The 22,433-nt window shown below is 73.9% G+C and carries 17 protein-coding genes; 4 read left to right on the top strand and 13 right to left on the bottom strand.

The features are described from left to right. Nucleotides 1-327: 327 nt before the first annotated feature. The 8 genes from ABT354_RS15365 to ABT354_RS15400 form a co-directional block, all read right to left on the bottom strand. A complete protein-coding gene (locus ABT354_RS15365) occupies nucleotides 328-942 on the bottom strand; it encodes a hypothetical protein (RefSeq protein ID WP_351493698.1) in 615 nt (204 codons plus the stop codon). 221 nt (nucleotides 943-1,163) lie between these two features. Then, nucleotides 1,164-2,621 carry an adenosylhomocysteinase gene (gene ahcY, locus ABT354_RS15370; RefSeq protein WP_351493700.1) on the bottom strand — a complete coding sequence of 486 codons (1,458 nt, stop codon included), beginning with the start codon at nucleotides 2,619-2,621 and terminating at the stop codon, nucleotides 1,164-1,166. Nucleotides 2,622-2,880: 259 nt separating this feature from the next. Then, nucleotides 2,881-3,852, bottom strand: a complete 972-nt coding sequence (locus tag ABT354_RS15375; RefSeq protein ID WP_351493702.1) for a cation diffusion facilitator family transporter — start codon at nucleotides 3,850-3,852, stop codon at nucleotides 2,881-2,883. 180 nt (nucleotides 3,853-4,032) lie between these two features. Beyond that, the gene (gene manA / locus ABT354_RS15380; RefSeq protein ID WP_351494089.1) at nucleotides 4,033-5,196 is read right to left on the bottom strand and encodes a mannose-6-phosphate isomerase, class I; all 1,164 of its coding nucleotides are present in this window, start codon (nucleotides 5,194-5,196) and stop codon (nucleotides 4,033-4,035) included. Between the two features lie 262 nt (nucleotides 5,197-5,458). Further along, nucleotides 5,459-6,670, bottom strand: a complete 1,212-nt coding sequence (locus ABT354_RS15385; protein ID WP_351493704.1) for an SIS domain-containing protein — start codon at nucleotides 6,668-6,670, stop codon at nucleotides 5,459-5,461. A gap of 90 nt (nucleotides 6,671-6,760) precedes the next feature. Next, a complete protein-coding gene (locus tag ABT354_RS15390; RefSeq protein WP_351493707.1) occupies nucleotides 6,761-6,943 on the bottom strand; it encodes a Trm112 family protein in 183 nt (60 codons plus the stop codon). A gap of 248 nt (nucleotides 6,944-7,191) precedes the next feature. Beyond that, nucleotides 7,192-8,556 carry a phosphomannomutase/phosphoglucomutase gene (locus ABT354_RS15395; protein ID WP_351493709.1) on the bottom strand — a complete coding sequence of 455 codons (1,365 nt, stop codon included), beginning with the start codon at nucleotides 8,554-8,556 and terminating at the stop codon, nucleotides 7,192-7,194. Nucleotides 8,557-8,607: 51 nt separating this feature from the next. Next, on the bottom strand, nucleotides 8,608-9,036 hold the full coding sequence (locus ABT354_RS15400) for a metallopeptidase family protein (protein WP_351493712.1): 429 nt from the start codon (nucleotides 9,034-9,036) through the stop codon (nucleotides 8,608-8,610). A 358-nt stretch (nucleotides 9,037-9,394) separates the two neighbouring features. On the opposite strand from ABT354_RS15400, the gene ABT354_RS15405 reads away from it, so the two are divergent. Then, entirely contained in the window at nucleotides 9,395-9,817 is a 423-nt protein-coding gene (locus ABT354_RS15405) for a DUF3499 domain-containing protein (RefSeq protein WP_351494091.1), read from the top strand. 35 nt (nucleotides 9,818-9,852) lie between these two features. On the opposite strand, the gene ABT354_RS15410 is transcribed toward ABT354_RS15405, so the two are convergent. The 3 genes from ABT354_RS15410 to ABT354_RS15420 all read right to left on the bottom strand — a co-directional run bounded on the left by ABT354_RS15410 (nucleotide 9,853) and on the right by ABT354_RS15420 (nucleotide 16,081). Continuing rightward, a complete protein-coding gene (locus tag ABT354_RS15410) occupies nucleotides 9,853-11,427 on the bottom strand; it encodes a DUF5719 family protein (protein ID WP_351493714.1) in 1,575 nt (524 codons plus the stop codon). A 2-nt stretch (nucleotides 11,428-11,429) separates the two neighbouring features. Next, nucleotides 11,430-15,200, bottom strand: coding sequence for a glycosyltransferase family 2 protein (locus ABT354_RS15415; protein ID WP_351493716.1), 3,771 nt, complete (start codon nucleotides 15,198-15,200; stop codon nucleotides 11,430-11,432). 617 nt (nucleotides 15,201-15,817) lie between these two features. Beyond that, nucleotides 15,818-16,081: a WhiB family transcriptional regulator gene (locus tag ABT354_RS15420; RefSeq protein WP_003956777.1), complete on the bottom strand. Its 264-nt coding sequence runs from the start codon at nucleotides 16,079-16,081 to the stop codon at nucleotides 15,818-15,820. 794 nt (nucleotides 16,082-16,875) lie between these two features. Here ABT354_RS15420 and ABT354_RS15425 point away from each other — a divergent pair. The 3 genes from ABT354_RS15425 to ABT354_RS15435 all read left to right on the top strand — a co-directional run bounded on the left by ABT354_RS15425 (nucleotide 16,876) and on the right by ABT354_RS15435 (nucleotide 19,868). Next, nucleotides 16,876-17,373 (top strand): cysteine dioxygenase, encoded by a 498-nt coding sequence (locus tag ABT354_RS15425; RefSeq protein ID WP_351493719.1) that lies wholly within the window; start codon nucleotides 16,876-16,878, stop codon nucleotides 17,371-17,373. Nucleotides 17,374-17,520: 147 nt separating this feature from the next. After that, entirely contained in the window at nucleotides 17,521-18,477 is a 957-nt protein-coding gene (cofD, locus tag ABT354_RS15430) for a 2-phospho-L-lactate transferase (protein WP_351493721.1), read from the top strand. Nucleotides 18,478-18,494: 17 nt separating this feature from the next. Beyond that, the gene (locus ABT354_RS15435) at nucleotides 18,495-19,868 is read left to right on the top strand and encodes a coenzyme F420-0:L-glutamate ligase (RefSeq protein WP_351494093.1); all 1,374 of its coding nucleotides are present in this window, start codon (nucleotides 18,495-18,497) and stop codon (nucleotides 19,866-19,868) included. Nucleotides 19,869-19,896: 28 nt separating this feature from the next. Here the strand turns inward: ABT354_RS15435 and ABT354_RS15440 are convergent, their stop codons facing one another. Further along, nucleotides 19,897-20,871, bottom strand: coding sequence for a DNA-3-methyladenine glycosylase family protein (locus ABT354_RS15440; RefSeq protein WP_351493723.1), 975 nt, complete (start codon nucleotides 20,869-20,871; stop codon nucleotides 19,897-19,899). A 432-nt stretch (nucleotides 20,872-21,303) separates the two neighbouring features. Continuing rightward, nucleotides 21,304-22,386: a mannose-1-phosphate guanylyltransferase gene (gene manB, locus ABT354_RS15445; RefSeq protein ID WP_351493725.1), complete on the bottom strand. Its 1,083-nt coding sequence runs from the start codon at nucleotides 22,384-22,386 to the stop codon at nucleotides 21,304-21,306. Nucleotides 22,387-22,433 lie beyond the last annotated feature (47 nt).

Genomic DNA, 22,433 nt, shown 5'->3' on the forward strand with positions numbered 1-22,433 from the left:
TTTCCCGCCCCCCGGTCTCCCGGGATTCGGACCTTTCGGATCCAGCGGCCAGTTGGACCGGCCTTTTGCCTTTCGGCTGCTCCGACTTTATCAGAAGCATTTCCGCCGAGCGAATCGGCGTTTTGCGATCCCGATAAGGAGTCGATTGGCCCCGGCGGAAAAATGATTTCCACCTTGAGGGGCGAGAGAGATTCTAACGATCACTCGCGACTGTGTCCAGTCCGAGGCAACCCTCAAAATCTACCTCCCCACAAACCCCGTGTCAACGGTTTTTGTGGACGAGAAGGAGACTAGCAGGTCAGCCGGGGCGGACGCACATCGAGCCGATCAAGGGAAGACCGACGGTGGGGTCTCCAGATCCTCCAGCTCGATGCCGGGGGCCGAGAGGACCACATCGCCGGCGATGTGAACGGTGTGCTGCTCGCCCGTGTCCAGGGCGTTGACCTGGTATTCGTCCACGCTCAGGGGGCCGTTGTCAGTGGCGTGCGCTTCACTCTTCACCAGCGCCCAGGACTGGTCGACCGTGCGGGGCGCCAGGACGGGATCCGTGAAAGCCACGAGACGGACGCGTGTCGCGGGGGATCCGGGGGTGAGACGGAGCAGGCGGGCCGTCGCGACCAGGAAGGCGGGGGATGTACCGGTGAAAGCGTGGGCTCGGACCGTGCCCTCGGTGGCGTGGATACCCGTGGGGTCCGTACGGACCCAGGTCACCCCGTCGAGGGCGGCGCCGCGGACCTGCCAGTCGGCGGCCTGGAGTGCCAGACGGATGGGGCGGCCGAGATCGTCCAGGGCGAGATCGACGGAGCCGGTCTGATCGCCGGAGGGGGTGGTGACCCGCGAGACATAGCGCCAGCCGGAGGGGCCGGGCGCGCAGTGGAAGTGTTCTTCGCCGAGGGGGGTGCGATCGTGCGGATCATGGAGCGAATAACGGCCACGGGGCATGGGGCGAGGTTCCTGTGCGGGGGTCTCGGAGATGACGGCGTCCGGCGCGGACACCGGGCGTGGCCCGGGCCGGCCGGACCCTGAGCCAGGGAGATACAGGGGGAGACATGGGACAGGCCCCCGTCACGGGGGTGCGGGGGCCTGTCCTGAGTCGCCGGTGATCATGTGCCTGAGGGGCGAGGAGCCGCGGTCAGACGTTCACGATCGGGGGCGGGGAGTGATCAGTAGCGGTAGTGGTCGGGCTTGTAGGGGCCCTCGACCTGGACACCGATGTAGGCGGCCTGCTCCGGACGGAGGGTGGTCAGCTTCACGCCGAGCGCGTCCAGGTGGAGACGGGCGACCTTCTCGTCCAGGTGCTTGGGCAGGACGTAGACGTCGGTCGGGTACTCCTCGGGCTTGGTGAACAGCTCGATCTGCGCCAGCGTCTGGTCGGCGAAGCTGTTGGACATCACGAAGGAGGGGTGACCGGTCGCGTTGCCGAGGTTCAGCAGACGGCCCTCGGAGAGCACGATGATGACCTTGCCGTCGGGGAAGGTCCAGGTGTGGACCTGCGGCTTGACCTCGTCCTTGACGATCCCGGGGATCTGGGCGAGCCCGGCCATGTCGATCTCGTTGTCGAAGTGGCCGATGTTCCCGACGATGGCCTGGTGCTTCATCTTGGCCATGTCCGTGGCCATGATGATGTCCTTGTTGCCCGTGGTGGTGACGAAGATGTCGGCGAGGCCGACCACCTCGTCCAGCGTGGTGACCTGGTAGCCGTCCATCGCCGCCTGGAGGGCGCAGATCGGGTCGACCTCGGTGACGATCACGCGGGCGCCCTGGCCGCGCAGGGACTCCGCGCAGCCCTTGCCCACGTCGCCGTAGCCGCAGATCACGGCGACCTTGCCGCCGATGAGGACATCGGTGGCGCGGTTGATGCCGTCGACCAGGGAGTGGCGGCAGCCGTACTTGTTGTCGAACTTGGACTTGGTGACGGCGTCGTTCACGTTGATCGCCGGGAAGAGGAGGGTGCCGTCACGGTGCATCTCGTAGAGACGGTGGACACCGGTCGTGGTCTCCTCCGTGACACCGCGGATCTCGGACGCCAGGCGGGTCCACTTCTGCGGGTTCTCGGAGAGGGTGCGGTTGAGGACCCGCAGGATGTAGCCGTACTCCTCGCTGTCCGCGGTGGCCGGGTCCGGGGCCTCTCCGGCCTTCTCGAACTCGACGCCCTTGTGGACCAGGAGGGTGGCGTCGCCGCCGTCGTCCAGGATCATGTTGGGGCCGCCGGTGGGCGAGTTCGGCCAGGTCAGGGCCTGCTCGGTGCACCACCAGTACTCCTCCAGGGTCTCGCCCTTCCAGGCGAAGACCGGGACACCCTTGGGGTTCTCCGGGGTGCCCTCGGGGCCGACCGCGATGGCGGCGGCGGCGTGGTCCTGGGTGGAGAAGATGTTGCAGGACGCCCAGCGGACGTCGGCGCCGAGGGCGACCAGGGTCTCGATGAGGACGGCGGTCTGGACGGTCATGTGCAGGGAGCCGGTGACGCGGGCGCCCGCGAGGGGCTGCTGCTCGGCGTACTCCGCGCGGATGGACATCAGGCCGGGCATCTCGTGCTCGGCGAGGGTGATCTCCTTGCGGCCGAAGGCGGCGAGGGAAAGGTCGGCGACCTTGAAGTCCTGGCCGGTGTCGACGGTCGTCATGTCGGGCTGCTCCTCGTGTGAAGTCGGGGTTGGGCACGGATGGCTCTGCGGCGGCGGGCACAGGAATGCCCGGGACCACGCGCAGTGCAGTCCGTCGGAGGCCCTCTCTCCCCTCGGCCGGTCCCGGAGGACCGCCCGACCGCCATCAGCAGCGACGCCTGACTCTGTCCCCGAATCTACACCGCCGGGCCCCGTCGGCCCCAGCCCGCGTGGGCGTGATCTCCGGTCGATGGCGGCGGGAACGGCCGGGCGGTGGTGGTCAGGGGTGGGGCGGGGAGCCGCCCGGGGTGGCGGCGGGGTCGGGGCCCGCGGTGGCCTCGGCGTCGCGGTAGACGTCGGGTTCCAGATAGATGACCCGGGCGATGGGGCAGGCCGCGCGGACGCGTCGTTCGGCGGCGTTGATCGAGGCGGCGACCTCGGTGGCGGTGTCGTCGTTGGGGACGGCGATCTTGGCCGCGACCAGGAGTTCCTCGGGGCCGAGGTGGAGGGTGCGCATATGGATGATGCGGGTCACGCGGTCGCCGTCGACGAGGGCCTCCTCGATCCGCCGCAGATCGTCGGTGCCGGCGGCTTCGCCGAGCAGCAGGGATTTGGTCTCGGCGGCCAGGACGAGGGCGATGAGGATGAGGAGGACGCCGATGCAGAGGGTGCCGATGCCGTCCCAGAGGCCGTCGCCGGTGGCGAGGGCGAGGCTCACGCCGATGAGGGCGAGGAAGAGACCGACCAGGGCGCCGAGGTCCTCCAGGAGGACGACGGGCAGCTCGGGGGCCTTGGACCGGCGGATGAACTCCTTCCAGGAGAGGGAGCCGCGGACCTGGTTGGACTCTTTGATCGCGGTACGGAAGGAGAGGGTCTCGACGATGATCGCGAAGATGAGGACGCCGACCGGCCAGTACCAGTGGTCGATGGGGTGCGGGTGCTTGATCTTCTCGTAGCCCTCGTAGATCGCGAACATGCCGCCGACGGAGAAGAGGACGATGGAGACGAGGAAGGCGTAGATATAGCGCTCGCGGCCGTAGCCGAAGGGGTGCTGGGGGGTGGCGGCGCGGCGGGCGCGCCGGCCGCCGAGGAGGAGCAGGCCCTGGTTGCCGGAGTCGGCGAGTGAGTGGACGCTCTCGGCGAGCATCGAGGACGAGCCGCTGAAGAGGAAGGCCACGAATTTGGCCACCGCGATGGCGAGGTTCGCGGCGAGCGCCGCGACGATCGCCTTGGTTCCGCCTGACGCACTCATGTGTGCCGGATGTCCCTTCGTACGGCCGCGTACGCGCGCCCGGGGACAAAGCACCCGTATGCCGGTCGGAAAGAGCCGGTACGGCTGGCCCGGGGCGTGGTGGCACCGGGGTCCGGCGCCAGGCGGGTCATTTTCGCAGGGCGGGGAGGGGGCCGGAAGAGGACAAAAGGGAGATCGGCGTCAGCCGGCGACGGTGGCGCGGAAGAGCGTCGCGGGCTCGGTGCCGACGGCGCTGACCTGAGTTTTCTCTCCGGCGGGTACGAACACGGATGCGCCCGGATCGAGTGTCAGTTCGCCTGCGGCGGCCCTTCCGGCGGTGCAGAGCAGGATCTGCGGGCCGGGGGCGGTGAGATCGAGGGGGGTGGCGGCGGGGGCGAGGAGACAGCGGGAGAGGCGGAACTCGTCCACGGGGGTCTCGTACACCTCCTCGCCGGCGGCGGTGGCCTCGGGGCGCAGGACCGAGGGGTCACCGGCGGTGAAGCGGACGACCCGCAGCAGCTCGGGCACGTCGATGTGTTTGGGGGTGAGGCCGCAGCGGAGGACGTTGTCCGAGTTGGCCATGATCTCCACGCCGAGGCCGCCGATATAGGCGTGGGGGACGCCGGCGCCGAGGTAGAGGGCCTCGCCGGGCTGGAGGAGGACATGGTTGAGGAGCATCGCCGCGATGACGCCGGGGTCGCCGGGGTAGTGGTGGGCGATCCCGGCGTACGGGGTGTAGGGGCCGCCGAGGCGGTCGGCGGCGGCGGTGGCCTCGGCGACGGTCCCGGCGATCTCCTCGGGGTCCGCGGTGAGGATCGCGGTGAGGACCTCGCGGAGGGCGGCTTCCTCGGGGTGGGCGCGGAGGAGGTCCGCGTACGGCTTGAGGGAGTCGACACCGAGCCCGGCGAGGAGATCGGCGGTGGCGGCGGCGGGCCGGAAGCCGCACAGGCCCTCGAAGGGGGTGAGCGCGCAGATCAGCTCGGGCTTGTGGTTGGCGTCCTTGTAGTTGCGCTGCGGGGCGTCGGCGGGGATGCCGGCCTGTTCCTCGGCGGCGTAGCCCTCGATGGCCCGGTGGCGGTCGGGGTGGACCTGGAGGGAGAGGGGGGCACCCGCGGCGAGGATCTTGAAGAGGAAGGGGAGCTGCGGTCCGAAGGCATCGACGGCCGGGGCGCCGAGTTCGCGTACGGGGTCGGCGGCGATGACCTCGTCGAGTCGGCCCCGGTGCAGGCGGGAGGGTGCGCCGGGGTGGGCTCCCATCCACATCTCGGCCTGGGGTTCGCCGGTGGGGGCGGTGCCCAGCAGGTCCGGGATGGCGGTGGTGGAGCCCCAGGCGTAGGGGCGCACGGTGTTGACGAGGCGGTCCATGGCTGCTTCCGAGTTCTGCCCGATGGCGCGGGTGGTGGGACGGGGTGTGGTCACGGTAGCGCCGACCGTGGAAGGGCGGGTGGACGGGACATGAAGAGGCGCTGGGCAGTTTCTTCCGGGTCAGGCGGTGCCAGGGTTCTTCCGGGTCAGGCGGTGCCGGGTCACGCGGGCCCAGCGGGATCCGAAGGAGACGGCCCGGGCCGGGGTGTGCTCCTGCCCCGCGGCCCGGCAGCCCCGGGACGGTGCGGGGGCGGGGCGGTGCCTAGGCGGCCGGGGTGCCGGGGCCCGCCGGGTTGCCGGGGGTGGCGAGGGCGAGGTAGACGGCGGCGAAGTCGGTCACGGCGAGGAGTTCGGCGACCGACTCCAGGCCGGTGCCGTCCTCGGGCCCGGGCGCGGTCTCCGTCGCGAGTGGCTCGATCGGCTCGAAGGAGTCGGCGGGGGCGAGTTCGCTGACGGGGGTGTCGTGGCCGAGGGCGAACGCGCGGGCGGCGGGGGCCGCGGTCAGCCCTCCGGCGGGGCTGTCGCGCAGCAGCAGCACCCGGGCGCGGAGGGCCTGCTGTTCCTCGACCCGGTCGCGGAAGAAGTCGTCGGGGTCGGCTCCGGCGGCGAGGCCGCCGAGGAGGAGGGCGCCATGGGAGGGGAGCGCCCCGGGGAGTTCGGCGGCGAGCGCCGGGCGGCCGGCCAGCTCGGCGAGGACGGCGGCGAAGCGGCGCCCGACGGGGGCGGCGCCGCTGCCCTCGGTCCAGATCAGGGGGAGGCTGTCGGCGAGTTCGGCGGCGAGGGTCTTCGCGGGGTTGCTGTAGGTGGCGATGGCGGGGCCGCAGCGTTCGGCGGTGCGGTCGAGCCGGTCGGCGACCTTGGCGAGGGTCTCGGGGGGTGCTTCGACGAGGCCGCACCGGTCGAGGAGGGCGAGGAGGGGGGTGAAGAGGGCCCAGAGCGCGCCGGGGCTGGCGGCCGGGGTGTCCTCGTACAGCTCGTAGGGGGCTTCGGCCAGGGGGACGACCAGGCCGTGGCTGCTCTCGACGGCCTCGGTCAGCGGGGAGCGGGGCGGGGCGACGGCGGCGACGGTGCAGCCGCGGCGGTACGCCTGCTCGGCGAGGAGGGCGAGGCCGGGCTCGGCGCCGTCGACGGTGAGGACGAGGAGCAGGTCGAGGGAGCCCGCCCAGCCGGGAAGGGTCCAGCGCAGGGCGCCGGGGGCGGGGGCGACACCGCTGGGGGCGAGGTGGATGACGGGGGCCGAGGCTCCGGCGAGGGCGCCGATCAGGTCGGCGACTCCGTCGGCCGCGGTGCCGGAGCCGGCGACGAGGACGGCGCGGGGGCGGCCGTCGGGCTTGAGGTCGGCGATGCCCGCCTCGGTGGCGTGGCGCGTGGCGGTACGGACGCGGGCGCCCGCTTCGGCGGCGCCCCGCAGGAGTCCCCGGCGGTCGGCGCGGGCGAGGGCCTCCGGAGCGTCGAGGAGTGACTCGTCGAGCATGGGGTGGGTCTCCGATCGCCGTGCGGTCGCGGTCGCGGTACGGGCCGGTCCGGGTACGGGCCGCGCGGGCCCGGGGCCGGGTGGGGTGCGTCAGGCGGGGCGGCGGGCTTCGTCGACGAGGAGGACGGGGATGTCGTCGCGCACGGGGTAGGCGAGAGCACAGTCGGCACTGGTGCAGACCAGTTCGGGGGTGTCGTCGCCGGTGCGGTCGTCGAGGGGGGCGTGGCAGGCCGGGCAGGCCAGGATGGAGAGGAGGCCGGCTTCGAGCGCCATGAGGTGGGTCCTTCGGGAGTGGTGGAACGGGCGTCGTCAGCGTACCGCCGGTGGGTGGGGTGGGGGTGGACGGGCGGGGCGGTGCGCCCTCCCGCGCCTCCCGCGCCCCACATGCGCCCCTCGGGTCACCCCGGTCCTCGTACCCCCCGTGTCCCCGTGGCCCCGCATCCCGGTGGCCCCATGTCCCGGTGTCCCGGTTCCGCCGGGCGGCAGCCGGACGGCGGAACCGGGAACGGGGGCGGGTGCGGTCAGTCGGCGCGGACGATGGCGAGGACCTCGTCGCGGAGGGCGGCGAGGGTCTCGGCGTCCCGGGACTCGACATTGAGGCGGAGCAACGGCTCGGTGTTGGAGGGCCGGAGGTTGAACCACCAGTCCGCCGAGGTGACCGTGAGACCGTCCAGCTCGTCGAGGGTGACACCGGGGCGGGTGCCGAACGCCTCGCGGACCGCCGCCAGCCGTCCCGCCTGGTCGTCCACGGTGGAGTTGATCTCCCCGGAGCCGGCGTAGCGGTCGTACTGGGCGACCAGTTCGGAGAGCGGCTTGCCCTGGGAGCCGAGGGCCGCCAGCACATGCAGGGCGGCGAGCATGCCGGTGTCGGCGTTCCAGAAGTCGCGGAAGTAGTAGTGGGCGGAGTGCTCACCGCCGAAGACGGCGCCGGTCCGTGCCATCTCCTCCTTGATGAAGGAGTGGCCGACGCGGGTGCGGACGGGGGTGCCGCCCAGCTCGCGGACGACCTCCGGGACCGACCAGGAGGTGATCAGGTTGTGGATCACGGTGCTGCCGGGGTGCTTGTCGAGTTCGCGGGCGGCCACCAGGGCGGTGATCGCGGACGGGGAGACGCCCTCGCCGCGTTCGTCCACGACGAAGCAGCGGTCGGCGTCGCCGTCGAAGGCGAGGCCGAGGTCGGCGCCCTCCTCGCGGACGCGCTGCTGGAGGTCGACGATGTTCGCCGGGTCCAGCGGGTTGGCCTCGTGGTTGGGGAAGGTGCCGTCCAGCTCGAAGTACATCGGGACGACGGTGAGCGGCAGTGCGGCGAAGACGGTGGGGACGGTGTGGCCGCCCATGCCGTTGCCCGCGTCCACGACGACCTTCAGGGGGCGCATCGCGGAGAGGTCGACCAGGGAGAGGAGATGGGTCGCGTACTCGGCGAGGGTGTCACGCTCGGTCACGGTGCCGGGGGTGGCCACCGGCTCGGGGGCGCCCTGGTCCGTCCAGCGCTCGACGAGGGCGCGGATGTCCGCGAGGCCGGTGTCCCGGCCGACGGGGGCGGCGCCCGCGCGGCACATCTTGATGCCGTTGTACTGGGCCGGGTTGTGCGAGGCGGTGAACATCGCGCCGGGCAGTCCGAGGTGTCCGGAGGCGAAGTAGAGCTGGTCGGTGGAGCAGAGGCCGATCAGGGTGACATCCGCGCCCCGGCGGGTGGCGCCGCGGGCGAAGGCGGCGGCGAGGCCGGGCGACGAGGGGCGCATGTCATGGCCGATGACGATGCCGTCGGCCTCGGTGACCTGGACGAAGGCGGCGCCGAAGAGTTCCGCCAGTGCCTCGTCCCACTGGTCCGGTACCACTCCGCGCACGTCGTACGCCTTGACGATCTGCGACAGATCAGCAGCCACGGGCCAACCCTTCTGGAAGTCTCTGCGGTCACCACAAACTACCGGCATCCCTCAGTCCTGGCCGTATCGCGGGTCCACCGACTCGGGGGCGAGGCCCAGCAGCTCCGCGACCTGCTCCACCACGACCTCGTGGACGAGCAGGGCGCGTTCCTCGCGGTTCTTGGCCCGGATCTCCACGGGGCGGCGGTAGATGGCGATCCGGGCGGGGTGTTCTCGGCCCGCAGGAGCGGAGTCGCCAAGTGGAACCGTATCTTCCGTCACATCCGGCACATCCATCACCACAAAGTCGACATCCGCGAGTTGTGGCCAGCGGCGCTCCAGGCGTTCCACCGAGTCGTGCACCAGATCGCTGAACGCCTCGGCCCGGCTCGCGGCCAGGGGTACCTGAGGAGGGGCCACCGGGCCCCGCATGCCCCGGCCGTGACGGTCGCGATGGCGTGGCCTCGGCTCGGGCGGGCGCTGCGGTGGGGGACTGTCCATCACTGACGCAGCGTAGCTCTCCGGGACCCACCGCGATCGTCCCCCTGCGCCAAATCGGGTGCGGAAGCCATGCGTCCGGGTGGGCGGAGGGCCGGACGGGCGTGGGGCCGAGGGCCGGACGGGCGCGGGGACGGCCCGCTGTCCCGTACACCGGAGGAAGTGGCCGCCCCCTGCACCGGAGGAAGCGGGACAGAGCGGGGCGGAGCGTGAATGACCTGATGTACACCCTGTCATGGCCGAATCCCGGTGGAATCGATCCGGTCCCCCGACCCGGCGGACCCCTTTCCATGCAGGTCACAGCGGTCCTCCGAAACCGCTGTGAACAGCGCCCGGGAACACGACACGGGTGGGTGACGTGGTGTGGAGTCGTCGCAGCCCGCTCAAGAGTGCGGTACCGTCCAACGTCGTGAGCCCTGTACGTCGCTGTTCGCGCACCGCGTGCGGTCGGCCTGCCGTCGCGACGCTGACGTACGTCTATGCCGACTCGACCGCGGTCCTCGGCCCGCTCGCCACCTACGCCGAGCCCCACTGTTACGACCTGTGCGCCGAGCACAGTGAGCGGCTGACCGCGCCCCGGGGGTGGGAGGTCGTCCGGCTGACGGACTCCTCCGCGCCGGCCCGGCCCAGCGGTGACGATCTGGAGGCGCTGGCCAACGCCGTACGGGAGGCCGCCCGTCCACCGGGCCGTGCCGCCGAGGCGCAGAACGGACGGCGCGGGGCGGATCCTCTGGAGGTCGCCCGCCGGGGCCATCTCCGCGTGCTGCGTTCGCCCGACAACTAGGACACCGGACCGGCCGACCGTCCAGGACCGGCCGGCTAGCCGTCCAGGACCGATACGTCCTGTTCCGCCTTGGGTACCGCGACCGTGCCCCGGTCGTCCTGGAAGCTCTGCACCGTGAACATCCCGATCCCGTTCTCCGGCAGTTCCAGGGTGCGCGCCGCGTGGACCGGGCCGCCGGACTCCGTCTCCAGGGTGAGGGCGTACGAGCCCTTCAGCCCGGCCGGGGCGGGTGCCGGGACGGTGAGGGTGGTGCGGGCCTTCACGGAGTAGGTCTTCACCACCGCCCGGCCGCCCTCGGTGCCCGCGGAGGCGGTGACCCTGATCCGGGCGGCGGTGTCGGGCGCGGTGAGGGCGAGTGTGGTGCCCTTCGCCCGGTTGTCGGCGACGGTGGCCCGCTCCCCCACCGGGACGGTCGCCGGGATGAACGCGATCTCCTGCTCCTCGCCCTTGCCCCGGACGATCCGCAGCGCGGCGGTCACGGGGGTGGCGCGGGCGCCGTCCTCCGGGCCGACGATCAGGGCGCCGCCCTCGCCCTGGGTGAGCCGGCCGAGGTCGAGACCGGCCGTCATGCCCGCTTTGACATGGAGCGACTCACTGCCGGCGGGGACGATCCGGCCGCTGGGCCCGGCGAATTCGACCGTCAGCTCGGCGTCGTGGTCACCCGGGGCGAAGGCCACCAGCCGTACGGAGGTGGCGTCGGCCGGGATGCCGGGGAGCACGGCGGTGGGAGCGGGCCGGGCGGCGGCGGTCAGCCAGTCGCCGCCGGTCCCCGACTCGCCCGCGCGCACCGCGGCGCCGATCCGGCCGGAGCGGGTGCTGACATGGACGGTGACATCGCGGGTGGCCTCGGAGGTGAGGATGGAGAGCAGGATCGGCACGCTGGCACGGGCCGGGACGGGGACGCCTTCGGTGAGGGTGGTCTGCAGCTCCCCCTCGGGCCCGAACATCTCGATGTCGACGACGGCCGGGGAGTCGTCGGGGTTGGTGAGGTGGATGTAGTCCTTGCGGTTCCGGTCGGTGGAGGCGCCGGGGATCCACAGCTCGGTCGCGGGCGGGGTGCAGCCGAGGCCGTAGAGGCCGCGGATGTCCCCGGCGGGGACCACGGTGGTCTGCTGGGCGGTCCAGCCGGGGGCGAGCGCGCCGGTGGCGGTGCCGACGAGGGCGGGGGCGTCGGTGGCGGTCTCCTCGGCGGCGACGGGGGTGCCCGGCCGTTCCAGGGGTACGACGGGTCCGCGCCGGTCGCGGTCCTTGGCGGGGGCGTCGTCGGGACCGCTGCGGCGCTCGGACCGGCCGGAGACGGAGGGGACCAGTTCGGCCCTGGCCCGGGCTCCGCCGCCGTCCTGCGTCCCGGTCTCCTGCGCCCCGGTCTCCTTCGCCTCCGTGCCGGAGCCGCTCCGGGCGGGCGGGGTGAAGGCGGTGTAACGGGTCTCGGCCACCTCGGAGCTGACGGGGGCGGGGCAGAGCAGCCCGGCCCGCTCGACGGGGAGCCGCGCGGGGGCCTGGGCCGCGGCGCCGCCGTTCCCCGTGTCCGGGGCGGCCAGCGAGGCGAACGCGGTGATCGCGGCGAGCGCGGTGGCGGTCGCGAGCAGGGAGATGGTCGTGCGCTTCACGCTCACTCGCCTCGGGTGGTGTGGGGGTCGGTGCCGGGGCGGCCGTACGGATCGTGGGCGGGTCCGTCGTACGGGCCCCGGGGGCCGGGGAAGCCCTGCTGCCCGGGGTGGCTCCCGGGGGCGGTGGTGCCCTGGGGGTTGTACGGGGTGTCGGCGCCGTACGGGGCCTCCGGGCTGTACGGGCCGCCCGGGGTGCCCGGGGTGCCCGGGGTGCCCGGGGTACGCCGAGCGCCCGGGTCCCGGTCGCCCGGAACAGCGGGAGCGGCGGGGGCGTTCGGGGACGTACCCGGGCGGATCCCTTCCTCCGGGGTGTGCCCGGCGGTGTCCCGGGAGCCGTACGGGCGCTGGGCGTCGTACGGGGGCTGGGCGTCGTACGAACCCTCCGGACCCCGCGGCGGTGACTGCTGCTGCTGTTGCTGCTGTTGTTGTTGCCAGGGGGCGGGGTGCTGCCGGGGGATCCCCCCGTACGGCGGCTCCGATGGCGGTTCGGTGCGGTCGCGCAGTCGGCGGGCGCGCCGCCCCGTGGCGTCGCCGGGTGCGGCGGCCGGGGGCTGCGGGCCACCGGCGAGGACGGCGGCCCCGGCCTCGGTCTCCTCCGGCAGGTCGTCGTCGTTGTGGGTGCGCCGCCCCGGCAGGGCCAGGACGACCAGGACCAGGGCGAGCAGCCCCTGGGCCCAGATCCGGACGGTGTGGCCGGTGGGGTTCTCGTGCTCCAGGGTCAGGGTGCCGCCGGTGGCGGGCAGTTCGAAGCCCTGGGCCCAGCCGTCGACGGTGGTCCGGGTCAGCGCGCGGCCGTCGAGGGTGGCCCGCCAGCCGTCGTCGGCGCGGTCGGCGAGGCGCAGGATCCGTCCCTCGGCGCCGGCGGGGATCTTCGTCCGGGCGCCGACGGCGCCGGTCTCCACGGGCAGCGGGTCGCCGCCGGAGCGGATGATCATGGCGCGGGCGATCTGCCGGTCCACCCGCCACAGGGCGCTGCCGTCGAGCTGGCTGAGCCGGCCGAGGCCGGGGGTGGCGTCGAGGACGCGGGCGAACCGGTCCGGTGCCCCGTCGCGGACCAGGACATAGCGGATGGCGTAGCCGCCGAGCTGGTCGGCCTGGTCGGCGCCGGAGCCGGCGACGAGGTTGGCGACGATCCGGTCGAGGCGGGGGTCGGGGTCGGCGGCGGCGGTGAGTTCGGCGTCGCCGAGGCGTCCGCCGGAGCCGCGCAGCAGGGTGTAGCGGACCTCGGAGGCGGAGTCGCCGCCGAGGACCAGGGTGCGGGGCTGGTCGGGGCTGTCGCTCTCCTCCGCCACGAAGGCGGGGACCTGGACGGGGTCGCGGCGTTCCAGCGGGCCGGTGGCGCCGCCGGCCATCCAGGCGGTGGCGGAGACCAGCGGGCCGAGGGCGGCGGCGAGGGCGATGACCACGGCGGCGGGCTGGCGCCAGCCGAAGCTGCGGGCGCCGACGCGGGTGCGGCCGAGTTCGGCGCCGAGGACGGCGGCGGCGAGCAGGGCGAGGCCGTAGACGAGGGTGGCGGGCCCGGCCCAGGTGGTGCGGTTGGTGAGGGCGGCGAAGGCGAGGCCGACGAGGGCGGCGGCCCAGGCGGCGCGGATCGCGAAGGCGCGTTCCTCGCGCAGCAGGGCGGCGAGGGCGGCCAGCACCAGGCCGATGAGGACCGCTCCGGCGACGGTGTGGGGGCCGCCGGGGCTGGTGCCGAGGAGGTCGAGGGCGGAGGCGCCCTGGCCGCCGATGTCGGCTCCGGCCTCGCGGAGCAGGTTCGCGGGGTCGGTCAGCAGGGTGAACGACCAGGGGGCGAGGGCGAGGAGCGGGGTGGCGACGGCGGCGAGGAAGCGGGGTGCGTCGGTCCGTGCCCGGCTGCGGCGCACGGCGAGGACGAGGCCGCCGAGGACGATCGCGATGGGCCAGACGACCGGGGTGAAGGCGGTGGCGAGGGTGAGCAGCAGGGCGTAGGTCCAGGTCGCGCGCCAGCTGGTGCGTCCGGAGCGGCCGAGGCCGTGGGCGGCGACGGCGGCGCGGGCGAGGAGGGGCAGCAGGACGGCGAGGACGGCGGTGCCGAGGCGTCCGGTGGCGAGGGCTCCGGTGGCGGCGGGGAGGAAGGCGTAGGCGATGCTCGCCCAGGCGCGGAGCAGCCGGGAGCCGACGAGGGGCCGGGAGGCGAAGTAGGCGGTGAGTCCGGCGAGGGGGACGGAGCAGACGAGGAGGAGGGTGAGGGTGAGGCCGGTGGAGCCGAGGAAGAGGGTGGCGAGGGTGGCGAGGACGGCGAGGTAGGGGGGTGCGGTCTGGGTGCCGCCGGTGCCGGTGGGCTGCCAGGCGTCGGTGTGGCGGTCCCAGAGGGCTCCGGCGTCGGCGGGGGCGGCGAGGAGGGCGCCACCGGTGAGGGCGCCGGAGCCGATGAGGTCGCGGCAGGCGATGACGGAGACGCCGAGGAGGAGGGCGAAGAGGACGGGTGCGGGGCGGCGGGCGATCCTCTTGAGCCGGGCGAACTGTTCGATCTCCAGATAGTCGGCGTCGTCGTCGCCGGGTCCGGATTCGGTGGCGCCGATGGTTCCGCCGTGGCGGGAGCCGGCGTCGGGGGCGGCGGCGGTGCCGAAGTGGCCCGCGATCCGTTCGGCGGTGGCGCGGAGGGTGGCTCCGGGGGGCGGGAAGAGGGGGCGCAGTTCGCGGGGGTCGGTGCGGCGGGCGGCGGCGCGGCGGGAGCGTCCGGCGATGACGCGTTCGGGGCGCAGCAGGACGGCGGCGAGGCCCATGACCTCGTCGACGGCCTGGGCGGGGGCCTTGCCGACGAGGTAGGCGAGGGTGCGCAGGACGGTGCCGAGGAGGAGGCGGAGGGCGACGTAGGGGAGGGCGATGCCCCGGGTGTTGGTGAGGAGGGTGTAGACGGCGCCGGATTTGTCGACGCGGTGGGGGTTGACGACGGTGCGTCCGGCGCAGTCGACGGTGCGGCGTTCGCGGGAGGCGGCCTCGGCGTGGCGGAGGACGGCGTCGGGGGCGATGAGGACGCGGTGGCCGGCGCTGTGGGCGCGCCAGCACAGGTCGGTGTCGTCGCGCATGAGGGGGAGTCTGCGGTCGAAGCCGCCGAGCCGGTCGAAGACGTCGCGGCGGATGAGCATGCCGGCGGAGGAGACGGCGAGGACGGAGCGGATCTGGTCGTGCTGGCCCTGGTCCTGTTCGCGGCGGTCGAGTCCGGTCCAGCGGCGGCCGCCGTGGGCGATGGAGACGCCGGCTTCGAGGAGTTGGCGGCGGTCGTACCAGCCGCGGAGTTTGGGGCCGAGGATCGCGGCGTGATCGTCGGAGTCGGCGACGCGGAGGAGTTCGGTGAGGGCGCCGGGTTCGGGGGCGCTGTCGTCGTGGAGGAGCCAGAGCCAGTGGACGGGTTCGCCGTGGGGGAGGTCGGGGAGGTCGTGGGCGTCGTCCCGCCAGCTGCGGGTGGTGGGGTCCCAGCCGCTGGGGCGCTTGAGGTAGGGCAGGTCGTCGGGGGTGAGGAGGGGCGCGGTGCGGGCGGCTTCCTCGACGGCGGCGCCGAAGCCGGTGCGGCGGGCGAGGTGGAGGACGCGGTCGCGGCCGAATGCCTCGGTGAGCAGGTGGGCGGAGGTGTCGGCGCTGCCGGTGTCGGCGGCGATGACGTTCTGCACCGGGCGGTCCTGGCCGAGGAGTCCGGCGACGGTGTCGGGGAGCCAGCGGGCGCCGTCGTGGGAGACGAGGACGGCGGTGACGACGTGCCGCGGGAACTCCGGTGGGTGTGCGGGGGAGAACGCGGCGGTGGTGGCGGACATGGGGGTACGGGCCCTCCGGCCGTGGTCGCCCCGTGGGGGGCGCTGGAGCGTCTGGGACGGGGCCCCACACTAACGCCCGTGGGGGGTGCCGGGGTGCGTAGCGCGTGACGGGTGGGGAGGGCGGTGCGGGGAGGGTGGGGTGGCGGGGCGGAGATTCGTCCGGAAACCGCCGTCGGGGTCATCGTGGGTCGACGCGGGGGTCAACTTCCTGGTCAACCAGGGGTTCCGGGTCGTTCGGGGTGGTGGTCCGGGGCAGGGCGGCCGGGGGTGGCGGGTCCGTGCGTCCGGGTGTACGGGAGGGGGCGCGGGGGACGGGAGGGGGCGCGGGGGACGGGAGGGGGCGCGGTACGGCGGGGGGGGGGGGGGGGGGGGGGGGGGGGGGGGGGGGGGCCGGGGGGGGGGGGGGGGGGCTGGGGGGGGGGGGGCGGGCGGGGGTGGGCCGCGCGGCGGGTGGGCCACGGCGGCGGACCGGGGGTGGTACGGGGCGCTGACGGGAGGTCAGTCGTTCCCGGGGGCACCGGTATCGGTGCCGGGCGGGGTATCGGTGGCCCGGACGGCGGGTCCGGGGGAGCTTCCGGGGCTGAGCCGGAATCAGTCACTGGATTTCCGCGGGAGTTTCAGACGGCTGCCTTCTTGAGGCGGCGGCGTTCCCGCTCGGAGAGCCCGCCCCAGATTCCGAATCGCTCGTCGTTGGCGAGCGCGTACTCAAGGCATTCCGCGCGGACTTCGCAGGCGAGGCAGACTTTTTTGGCCTCGCGTGTGGATCCGCCTTTTTCAGGGAAGAAGGACTCTGGATCGGTCTGGGCGCACAACGCACGCTCCTGCCAGCCGATTTCGTCGTCCGCGTCCTCGACCAGCAGTTGTTCGAACAGCTCGGTCATGTGCGCCCCTCGTCTGTCTTTGCGTCCCCGTGATGCTGCCGTGAGCGTTTTCGGCCAAACGACACGAGTGAAATTACAAGTACGTGCTTCTCCCCAGTCAAGCGGGGATCTGCTATTGGGCCCGGTATTCACTCTGCGGAACCAAGGCTATGCGGAAAGTGTTCAAATCACCAAAAATCTGACACATGCCAGCGGCTTGTTCCCGCACCCGACGCATGCGGCCCTCTCCCGAGTGAAGACGACGCACCCTCCGATCTCGTTGCGATCCGGCCACCGAAGCGACCCGGATCACCGTCAGGTCACGGCGCTCCCGGGGCATTTCGGCACCCCGGGGCGGCGGCCGTCCCTCCGGCGGGGCGGAGCGCGAGCGCGGGTTGCCGCCCGTGTCTCCGCTCCCGCGTACGAGCAAACCTTTCTGCGGATTCCATGACCGTATGAGGTGAAACATTGCCGCCAAATCGGTCATTGAGTTGACATGAAAGAGGGCGACCCGTCACCTTGGATGGCATGCCAGCCACCTCAGCATCTTTCGCGACCCCCACCCGCGGGTTCCGCTGTGCTGTCCAGGCGCGCTGTTGCTGTTCCAGCTGTTGACGCGGACGCCGCACACTCCGTCGGTGTAGCCGCTCCGGCTCCCTTTCCCGCATTCCCGGCCCGGCCCGGTTCCGGACGTCACCCCGTCGTCGCACCGGCCGGCCCGCGGCCCGCGCACCCGTTCCGCACCCCGTGACCGGAGCGCGCGCCCTCCCCCGTACCGCACGTCCGTACGTATCCGCCGAGGACCCACCGCACCCATGAACAGCGACAGCGACCTCCAGATCGCCGGCGACATCCTCGCCGTCCAGCACCTCCTCCAGCCCCCCGCCGAACACCCCACGACCGTCGCCGACTTCGCCGGGCTCGCCCGCGCCATCGCCGCCGACCGGGCCTCCTGGGCCCCGCTGGTGCGCTACGACGCCACCACCCGCTGGTACCACCGGCTGCGCACGGGACCCGGCTACGAGGTCTGGCTGCTCTCCTGGCTGCCCGGCCAGGGCAGCGGCGCCCATGACCACGGGCCCTCCTCCGGGGTGCTCACGGTCGTCGAGGGCACCCTCACCGAGCACACCCGGGGGACCTCGCGCGCCCTGACCACCGGGGCGCAGCGGGTCTTCGCCCCCGGCTACGCCCACGATGTCGTCAATGACGCCCTGGAGCCGGCCGTCTCCCTGCATGTGTACTTCCCCGGGCTGACCGAGATGCCGATGCACGGCCCGGCGCACAGCCCGCGGTGCGTCCAGGCGGTGGTCTGAGGAGGGTCCGGGGGCCCTTTCCCGGCGGGCGCCCCGGACGCGCTCCCGGCGTACCCCCCGGCGTACCCCCCGGGGCGCCGCCCGGGCCTCCGCCCGGGGAGCCACCACCCCGTCCCGCGCCCGGCGCCGCCTGACAGACTGACGTCCATGCGCATTGTGGTTCTGGCCGGCGGCATCGGTGGTGCCCGGTTCCTGCGCGGCCTCCAGCAGGCCGCTCCCGACGCGGATGTCACGGTCATCGGCAACACCGGTGACGACATCCACCTCTTCGGACTCAAGGTCTGTCCCGACCTCGACACGGTGATGTACACCCTGGGCGGGGGCATCAACGAGGAACAGGGCTGGGGGCGTACGGACGAGAGCTTCACGGTCAAGGAGGAGCTGGCGGCGTACGGCGTCGGCCCGGAGTGGTTCGGGCTCGGCGACCGTGACTTCGCCACGCACATCGTGCGGACCCAGATGCTCTCGGCGGGCTATCCGCTGAGCGCGGTCACCGAGGCCCTGTGCACCCGCTGGAAGCCGGGCGTCCGGCTGCTGCCGATGTCCGACGACCGGGTGGAGACCCATGTCGCCGTGGAGATCGACGGTGAGCGGAAGGTCATCCACTTCCAGGAGTACTGGGTACGGCTGCGGGCCGGGGTGCCCGCCGACGCGGTGGTCCCGGTCGGCGCGGAGCAGGCCAAGCCGGCGCCGGGGGTGCTGGAGGCCATCGCCGCCGCCGATGTGGTGCTCTTCCCGCCGTCCAACCCGGTGGTCAGTGTCGGCACCATCCTCTCCGTGCCCGGGATCCGGGAGGCGGTCGCGGAGGCGGGCGTGCCGGTGGTGGGGCTCTCCCCCATCGTCGGGAACGCCCCCGTGCGCGGGATGGCGGACAAGGTGCTGGCGGCGGTCGGCGTGGAGGCCACGGCGGCGGCGGTGGCCCAGCACTACGGCTCCGGGCTGCTCGACGGCTGGCTGGTGGACACGGTGGACGCGGCGGCGGTGGCCGAGGTCGAGGCGGCGGGGATCCGCTGCCGGGCGGTGCCGCTGATGATGACGGACCTCGCGGCGACGGCGGAGATGGCGCGGCAGGCGCTGGCGCTGGCCGGGGAGGTGCGGGGGTGACGGCCACCGGCGACACGCTGCCCCGGCAGGGCGAGGAGCCCCAAGCAGGCGGTGCGGACGGTACGGGCGGTGAGCGGCCCGCGTTCTCGGTACGGGCCCTGGCGGGTCTGCCCGAGGTGCGGCCCGGGGACGATCTCGCCGCGCTGATCGCCGCCGCCCGGCCGGGCCTGGCCGACGGCGACATCCTGCTCGTCACCTCCAAGATCGTCAGCAAGGCGGAGGGGCGGGTGCTCACCGCCGCCGACCGCGAGGCCGCCATCGACGCGGAGACCGTACGGGTGGTCGCCCGCCGGGGCCCCCTGCGGATCGTGGAGAACCGGCTGGGACTGGTGATGGCCGCCGCCGGGGTGGACGCCTCCAACACCCCCGCCGGGACGGTGCTGCTGCTCCCCGCCGACCCCGACGCCTCGGCACGGGCCGTACGGGAGGGGCTGCGGGCGGCGCTGGGCGTCGAGGTCGGGGTGGTCGTGACGGACACCTCGGGCCGCCCCTGGCGCGCCGGACTCACCGATATCGCCATCGGCGCGGCGGGGGTCAGGGTCCTGGACGATCTGCGGGGCGGGACGGACGCGCACGGCAATCCGCTGAGCGCCACCGTGGTCGCCCTCGCGGACGAGCTGGCCGCCGCGGGCGATCTGGTCAAGGGCAAGGCGGCGGGGCTGCCGGTCGCGGTGGTCAGCGGGCTCGGCCGGCTCGTCGGGGACACCGCCGCCGGGGTGGACGGCGCCGGGGACCCGGGGGCGCGGGCGCTGGTGCGCCCCGCCGAGCTGGACATGTTCCGGCTCGGTACCTCGGAGGCGGTCCGGGAGGCGGTCACCGGGCGGCGTACCGTACGGGACTTCACCGGCGAGCCGGTCGACCCCGGTGCGGTACGGCGGGCGGTGGCCGCGGCGGTGACCGCGCCCGCGCCCCACCACACCACGCCCTGGCGGTTCGTCCTCCTCGAAACGGAGTCCGCGCGCACCGCGCTGCTGGACGCGATGCTGGAGGCGTGGATCGCGGATCTGCGGCGGGACGGGAAGCCGGCGGAGTCGATCGCCCGGCGGGTCCGGCGGGGCGAGGTGCTGCGACGGGCCCCCTATCTCGTCGTCCCCTGTCTGGTCACGGACGGCGCCCACCGTTACGGGGACGCGCGGCGGGACGCGGCCGAGCGCGAGATGTTCGTGGTGGCGATGGGCGCGGGCGTCCAGAACCTCCTGGTGGCGCTGGCCGGCGAGGGCCTGGGCTCGGCCTGGGTCTCGTCCACGATGTTCTGCCGGGATGTCGTCCGCGAGGTGCTGGGGCTGCCCGGCGACTGGGACCCGATGGGCGCGGTCGCCGTGGGGCACGCGGCCCAGCCGCCGAAGGAGCGGCCCGGACGGCGGGCGGAGGACTTCATCGAGGTGCGCTGAGCCCCACCGGGGCCGCGCGCCGGAGGTCTCAGAGGCGGCCGATGTCGGTACGCGGCATCTTCGGGGTGCGGCGCGCCGGGACCCGGCCGCTGAGCAGGATCAGCCGGACGGCCCGGTGGCGCTGTCCCGCGTACGGGGCGAGCAGCTCCAGCATGGCGGCGTCGTCGGCGTCCCGGTCGCCCGCGAGGGCGTGGCCCACGATCCCCGGGATGTGGAGATCGCCGACGGTGACCGCGTCGGGGGCGCCATGGCTGCGCTGGACGGTCTCCGCGGAGGTCCACGGGCCGATCCCGGGGATCAGCTCCAGCCGTGCGCGGGCCTGCTCGGGGGTGAGCGCGGCGGTCTCCTCCATCCGGCGGGCGACCCGTACGGCCCGCAGGATCGTGGCGGCGCGCTTGTCGTCGACCCCGGCCCGGTGCCACTCCCAGGAGGGGATGAGCGCCCAGGTGCGGGGCTCGGGCACCACGAAGAGCCCCGGGGTGGGGCCGGGGGCGGGCTCGCCGTACTTCCGGACGAGGAGCCGCCAGGCGCGGTACGCCTCGTCCGCGGTGACCTTCTGCTCCAGGACCGTGGGGATCAGGGACTCCAGCACCAGTCCGGTACGGGTGAGGCGGAGCCCGGGGTTGCGGTGGCGGGCGAGGGCGACGATCCGGTGGCGGGGGACGAACGCGGCGGGGTCGTCCTCGGCGCCGAGGAGGGCGGGCAGCCGGTCGAGCAGCCACCCGGCGCCGGGTCCCCAGGCCTCCGCCTCGGCCCCGGCGCGGTCGGCGGTGGCGCGGATCCGGAGGGTGCCGGGGCCCTGGGGGGTTCTTCCGGTACGCCAGTGGGCGCCGTCGGGGGTGGCGCGGTACGTGGGGTCGGCGGGGCCCCGGCGGAGGGGGGTGAGCACGAGGGCGAGGTCGAGGGGGGTCCCCGTGCGGGGGGCCCAGGCCCGGGTCGCCTGGGCGGCGGGCGCCTCTGCGGCGGTGCGCGCTGCGGTACGGGGGGTGAAGCGACCGGACACGATTCCCTCGGGGTACGGACGGTGACCCTTCCGAGGGTATGCCCTCGGCGCCCCGAGCCGGCTCGGGCTCTCGTCGGGGCTGGATGCGCCATTTCAGCCCGTCCGGCGTTTGAGGACGGACCTCGGCACCGAGTCACCTCGGCCGGACGTCGGGGCCAGCCCCGAACCCCCGCTCCTCAAACGCCGGAGGGGCTGATTTTTGAGGCCCCCGCTCCCTCCAGGGCACCGGAGCCAGCAAATTCAGTCTCGTGGGGCCCCGAACGGCGGGTAAATCCAGCCTCTCCGGCGATTGAGGAGCGGGGTTCGGGGCTGGCCCCGACGGTGGCCTCAGGAAAATCAGCCACTCCGGCGATTGAGGAGCGGGGTTCGGCCCCCGACGGGGGGCCGAGGTGGAACAGGCCCTTGGGCCCAAGCCGCTCCGCCGGGCGGAGGCTACTGGTCCGAGGAGAACCGCACCGCACCCGCCGGGAGCACCGCGTCGCACCAGACGCGGGCGCCCGCGCGGAGTTCGTTGTCCGGGCCCACCGTCGCGCCGTCGCCGATCACCGCGGAGGCGAGGGTCGTGCGCGCGCCGACCCGCGCGCGGGCTCCGATGAGGGAGGAGGAGACGACGGCGCCCTCCTCGACGACCGCGCCCGCGAGCACCACACTGCCGTCGACCCGCGCCCCCGGCGCCACCGTCGCGCCCTCGCAGACGACGGTGCCGCCGGTCAGCTTGGCGTCGGCGGCGACCCGGGCGGAGGGCAGGACCAGCCGGTCGCCGCAGCGGCCGGGGACCGCCGGGGAGGGGGCGCGCCCGAGGACGAGGTCGGCGGAGCCCCGGACGAAGGCCTGGGGGGTGCCGAGGTCCAGCCAGTAGGTGGAGTCGACCATGCCCTGGAGATGGGCGCCCCGGGCGAGCAGGCCGGGGAAGGTCTCCCGTTCCACCGAGACGGGCCGTCCCTCGGGGATGGTGTCGATGACCGACCGGCGGAACACATACGCGCCCGCGTTGATCTGGTCGGTGACGATCTCCTCGGGGGTCTGGGGCTTCTCCAGGAACGCCGTGACCCGGCCGGTGTCGTCCGTGGGGACGAGGCCGAAGGCCCGGGGGTCCGGCACCCGGGTGAGGTGGAGGGAGACATCCGCCCCGGTGGTCTCGTGCATCGCCACCAGGGCCGGTATGTCGAGCCCGGTGAGGATGTCCCCGTTGAAGATCAGTACGGGGTCGTCGGGCCCGGAGTCCAGCCGGGAGGCGACATTGCGGATGGCGCCGCCGGTGCCGAGGGGCTCCTCCTCGGTGACGTACTCCAGGCGGAGCCCGAGGGCCGAGCCGTCGCCGAAGTACGGCTCGAAGACCTCCGCGAGGTAGGAGGTGGCCAGCACGATGTGCTCGACACCCGCCGCCTTCGCCCGCGCCAGCTGGTGCGTGAGGAAGGGCACCCCCGCCGCCGGGACCATCGGCTTGGGGGTGTTGACGGTGAGCGGGCGCAGCCTGGTGCCCTTGCCGCCGACCAGGAGGATCGCTTCTGTCACCTTGTCGTCTCTGCTTCCTGTTGACGGGGGGCCGGGCCGGGGTGGTC

Origin of the sequence: Streptomyces sp. NPDC000594, from assembly GCF_040299965.1 — a bacterium.
Lineage (GTDB): Bacteria > Actinomycetota > Actinomycetes > Streptomycetales > Streptomycetaceae > Streptomyces.

Coding starts and splice junctions, on each gene's coding strand:
- manA (WP_351494089.1), bottom strand. CDS start 5,196: ATGGACCGCCTCGTCAACACCGTGCGCCCCTACGCCTGGGGCTCCACC.
- ABT354_RS15400 (WP_351493712.1), bottom strand. CDS start 9,036: ATGGACAGTCCCCCACCGCAGCGCCCGCCCGAGCCGAGGCCACGCCAT.
- ABT354_RS15420 (WP_003956777.1), bottom strand. CDS start 16,081: ATGACCGAGCTGTTCGAACAACTGCTGGTCGAGGACGCGGACGACGAA.
- ABT354_RS15365 (WP_351493698.1), bottom strand. CDS start 942: ATGCCCCGTGGCCGTTATTCGCTCCATGATCCGCACGATCGCACCCCC.
- ABT354_RS15385 (WP_351493704.1), bottom strand. CDS start 6,670: ATGCTCGACGAGTCACTCCTCGACGCTCCGGAGGCCCTCGCCCGCGCC.
- ABT354_RS15425 (WP_351493719.1), top strand. CDS start 16,876: ATGAACAGCGACAGCGACCTCCAGATCGCCGGCGACATCCTCGCCGTC.
- cofD (WP_351493721.1), top strand. CDS start 17,521: ATGCGCATTGTGGTTCTGGCCGGCGGCATCGGTGGTGCCCGGTTCCTG.
- ABT354_RS15375 (WP_351493702.1), bottom strand. CDS start 3,852: ATGAGTGCGTCAGGCGGAACCAAGGCGATCGTCGCGGCGCTCGCCGCG.
- ABT354_RS15390 (WP_351493707.1), bottom strand. CDS start 6,943: ATGGCGCTCGAAGCCGGCCTCCTCTCCATCCTGGCCTGCCCGGCCTGC.
- ABT354_RS15415 (WP_351493716.1), bottom strand. CDS start 15,200: ATGTCCGCCACCACCGCCGCGTTCTCCCCCGCACACCCACCGGAGTTC.
- ahcY (WP_351493700.1), bottom strand. CDS start 2,621: ATGACGACCGTCGACACCGGCCAGGACTTCAAGGTCGCCGACCTTTCC.